Raw genomic sequence first — 4,369 nt, forward strand, 5'->3', positions numbered from 1 at the left:
GTCCGTGCCCAGCCGGCGGGGACGATGCCGTAGCCGGGGAGCCGGGCGGGTTCGCTGTCGCCCTGGAAGAGTGTCCTGTCGGTCATGACGAGCTGGACCTCAACACCGCTGATCCCTGCGGGGGTGCCGGTGGTGCGTTCGACGAGCGCGTCGGCCATGATCTGGCCCCGGGTGCGTGTGTCCCCTGTATTGCGGAGGGTGTCGGCGTGCCGGGTCAGGGCCGCGTGAACGGCCACGCCCTGGGCGACGGGAAGGAGCGCGGTCAGGTATGTCATGGTGTCCGGTGCCGGGCGCAGGCTCACGTGCCGTTCGGTGGCGGCGTGGCTGGCGCGTTGCGTGACCGTGCCGGGGTCCCGACGGTAGGCCGCGGCCCGGGCGATGGAGATGATCGTCCGGTCTCCGGCGCCGTCGAAGGTTCCGGTGTCGGCGGCGAGTTCCTCGTCCACCGCGCAGCGGTCTTCGGAGGACAGGCAGGCTGTTTCCTTGACCAAAAGGGTTGCGCGCCATTCGTTGAGCCGGCCGGTGTCCAGGGCGGCGAGGGTGTGCGGCATTTCGGTGGCGAGGGCTTTGGCGAGTCCGTGGAGCCGGGAGCCTCGGGCGGGGGATTCCCGCCGGGCCAACGCAATCTGGGCTCCGACGCCGCGGCCGCGTTCGTCGGCCGGAACACCTGCCGCTGCGTCGGCGCTGCGTTGGGCGGCATCGAACGCGACCGCGATCCGGGCCTGGGCAGCGGCGGCCGCGGACTTCAAATCCTCCAGGGCACGCAACTGGTTGATCAGTTCAGTACTTTCGGAGCGTGGCCGAAGCGATCTCACGGCGTCGATCAGATCCTGCACTCGGACGCCCGCGACAGCGACACCGGGGACAGCCCCAGGGTCCGCGCTGCAGGACGGCGCGCCCGCTCCGATCAGCTGGGTTCCCCGATTTCCTGCCATAACCAAAGCATTTCAGGGACCTACGACATTATTAGGCCGAAAAGACCCGTCCAATCGAAAGAGCTTAGGAAAAATTTGAGGAACTACAGCGGACAGGCCATCCGTGGGGAGCAGTCGAACCGGCGGAACCTTGGCCGAGGCCAAGACGCCGAACCGCGCTAGCCCATCCATTGGCCAGCCGCCAGGTAGCCCTCGGTTTCGTCCGGGTGCTGCCGACCGGCTGTTATCCGCCGTCGTCATCGGCGATCCGTAGTCGAGTCCGCCACCGAGACCCGGACCACGCCCACGCAGGCCGACCAAGACGCCGATTGCACGGCCGCTTGGCTTGTGCGCACCTGCACGGCGCGAGCCGCAGACGAGGCACCGCTCCGGCGTCGTTATCGGTGATAACGAACAGAGGCGCGAAACCGCGCTGAAACCCCGGAAAACCACGGAAACCTGGCCGCTGAATCACGTCCCCGTGACCCTTCGCGAGGTTCATTAACAGTTGGGCGCCGAAGCGGATACGAAGCTCCTGAACGGCCCCTGACGCTCTTACGCTTGAGGTATCGGATCGCTCAAGTATTCAAGGGGAGTGGGCCAAAGTGAGAAGGTTTTACGCTTGGTTGGCGGCGTTGGCAGTGGCCGCCGGGCTTGGTCTCGTGGCTCCGGCGGCGGCGTCCGCGGCCCCGTATTGCGGAATCGTCTGGGGATCGTTGGCGAAGTCCAACCCGGCGCTAACCCAGGCGCAAGTGGTCAATGTCAGGACGGGCCAGCAACCCTGCTTTGACCGTCTGGTAATCGACCTGAACGGCGCCGTTGCCGGCTATTCAATCCGCTACGTTCCACAAGTACTGCACGACGGCTCGGGGCTTCCCGTCGAGCTGAGGGGCAATGCGTTCCTGCAAGTGACGATTAACGCCCCCGCGTACAACTCCAGCGGCAATGCCACGTACAACCCGGCCGACAAGAACGAACTGACGAACGTCTCGGACTACAAGACCTTCCGGCAGGTGGCCTTCGCGGGCAGCTTCGAGGGATACACCAGCCTTGGCCTGGGCGTCCGCGCCCGGCTCCCCTTCAGGGTCTTCACGCTGGCCGGTCCGGGAACGGGATCGCGGCTGGTGATCGACGTCGCGCACATGTGGTGACGCAACCACAACGGAAGCCCTGCTCCGGGTGATCCGGAACAGGGCTTCTGCCACGCTGAGGCTTACTCGGGTACTACGAGGGCCGGCGTGTCCTTGCGGAGGGTTTCGCCGCGGAAGAAGCCGGGCCTGACGCGGGCCATGATCACCATGACCACCGCGCCGAGGACCAGAATGCCCACTCCGATGATGAAAACGAGGCCGACGCCGAAGATCTCGGAACCGCTGCCGAAGTCCGGCGACCAGCTGTCCACTGCCGTCTGGATGAAGACCAGCGTCAGAACTACGCCGCCGATCACCGGGAAGAGCAGGCGCATGAAGAAGTTGCGGACGCTGCTGAACACGCTGTGCCGGAAGTACCAAGCGCAGGCAAAGGCGGTCATTCCGTAGTAGAAGCAGATCATCAAGCCCAGGGCCAGGATGGTGTCGTTGAGGACGTTCTCGCTGACCACCTTCATGATGGCGTAGAACCCGCCGGAGATCGCGCCGGCAACGATGGTGGCGTATCCCGGGGAACCGAAGCGCTTGCTCACGGTGGAGAACTTCTGTGGCAGGGCGCCGTAGTGACCCATGGCGAGAAGGCTTCGGGCGGGGGAGGCCATGGTGGACTGCAGGGATGACGCAGTGCCCGCGAGTACAGCCAGGGACATCAGGATGGCCAAGGGACCCATGACAGGTGAAGCCAGTGCCGCGAAGATGTTCGACTGGTTGTCCGGGTTGTTCAACCCGATCCCATCGCCGCCAATACCGGCAACCATCATGGTGGCCACGATCACCGCGACGTAGAGTCCCAACACGGCAATCGCCGTGGTGGTGCCGGCCTTGCCGGCGGTACCCTTGCCGCCCTTGGTCTCCTCATTGACCGTCAGGCAAACGTCCCAGCCCCAGTAGACGAAGACCGCCAGGGACATGCCTGCAGCGAACTGCTCGAAGCTGCTGATCTTCGTGGGGTCGAACCAGTCCCAGCTAAAGGCAATGGCCGTGGGAGTGTCGCCGGAGGAAGCATGGGTGAGGGCCATGACAACGAAGACGCCCAACACCACAACCTGGAACCCGACCATGGCGTACTGCACCAGTTTGGTGGCGTGCAGGCCCCGGTAGCTGACCCAGACGGCCAGTGCCACGAAAGCCAGGCACGTGGCGATGTTCAAAGCCTTGTTGGAGGTGAGGTCGGCTAGATCGGGATTGCCGAAAACCTGGGCGAGGAACAGGTAGAAGAAGTCCACCGCGACGCCTGCCAAGTTGGACAGGACGATGATGTTCGCCGCCAGCAGACCCCAGCCGCCCATCCAGCCGATGAACGGGCCGAATGCCTTGGTGGCCCACGTGAAGGTGGTGCCGCTGTCGGGGGAGTCTGCGTTGAGCTCCCGGTAGGCGAACGCCACGAGGATCATCGGGATGAAGGCGACGATGAAGATCGCAGGCAACTGCAGGCCCACCGCGTTGACCGCCGGGCCCAGTGAGCTGGTCAGGCTGTAGGCGGGTGCCACGGAGGAAATACCAAGGACGACGACGGCGAGGAGCCCCAGCTGCCCCGTCTTGAGTCCTTTGCCGCTAATGCCGTGTTCGGTGCCGGCCGGATCGTGGGCCTCCACGGTTTTCCTGGCGCTTGGGCGGGTTATTTGAGTCATGTGCTTGGCTCTTTCTAGATGGGCCGAAGGTTGTTGCTGGGTGATGCAGTGAAAGCCGTCTGTGGGGTCATCGAAGCTGATGGCGGGCGGCGGAGGTTGGGGCGCCCGGGTAGGTGGTGCAGATCATGATGGCTGTTCTCCGGTGAGACGGGAGTCACTAAATGAATGACGTTCATTTAGTATGGACGGGGAGACGCCCTGACGCAAGTGGTTTGACCAAACAATTTTGGTGCGGAGTGGATCATCTGAGCGAGCGTCTGCCGGAAACGGCCCAAAAGTGAGCGAGCGTCGTGGAGGCCCAAGTGGTTGAACGAGCCGAGATCCCGCGGCTCAAGAAGGGACGCTCGCTCACATATGCGGCCAAAAGCGGCGACGCTCGCTCAGATGATCTGAGCGAGCGTCGGCCGGAAGGGGCCTAAAAGTGAGCGAGCGTCGGGGTCTTAACAGATCAGGGTCTTAACAGGTCGGGGTCTTAGCAGGTCTGCGTCTCAGGGTCGGCGGGTCTCAACGAAAGGGGAGTGGCGCTGCCTAGTACTACAGTCGCGTTTAGTCTTGGCTGCGTCGGCGGTTTAATCGGACTTTCCGCTTGGGGCCTGTTAATCGTTGGTGGTGAGTGATGATATTTGTGTGGCGGACGTAGAAGAGTGGGCCGAAGGTCTGGAGGAAATCGGCGATC

General features: G+C 63.9%; 3 protein-coding genes. 1 reads left to right on the plus strand and 2 read right to left on the minus strand.

The features are described from left to right. Nucleotides 1-935, minus strand: a 935-nt coding sequence (locus tag AC1DJW_RS26260) for a 13E12 repeat family protein (RefSeq protein WP_476902923.1), incomplete at its 3' end; no start/stop codon positions are given. A 584-nt stretch (nucleotides 936-1,519) separates the two neighbouring features. Here AC1DJW_RS26260 and AC1DJW_RS26265 point away from each other — a divergent pair. Further along, a complete protein-coding gene (locus AC1DJW_RS26265; RefSeq protein WP_476902924.1) occupies nucleotides 1,520-2,065 on the plus strand; it encodes an AMIN-like domain-containing (lipo)protein in 546 nt (181 codons plus the stop codon). A gap of 62 nt (nucleotides 2,066-2,127) precedes the next feature. Here the strand turns inward: AC1DJW_RS26265 and AC1DJW_RS26270 are convergent, their stop codons facing one another. After that, nucleotides 2,128-3,693 carry an APC family permease gene (locus tag AC1DJW_RS26270; protein WP_390280764.1) on the minus strand — a complete coding sequence of 522 codons (1,566 nt, stop codon included), beginning with the start codon at nucleotides 3,691-3,693 and terminating at the stop codon, nucleotides 2,128-2,130. Between the last annotated feature and the right edge of the window lie 676 nt (nucleotides 3,694-4,369).

The sequence above is a fragment of the Arthrobacter sp. 05L417 genome, assembly GCF_056397865.1.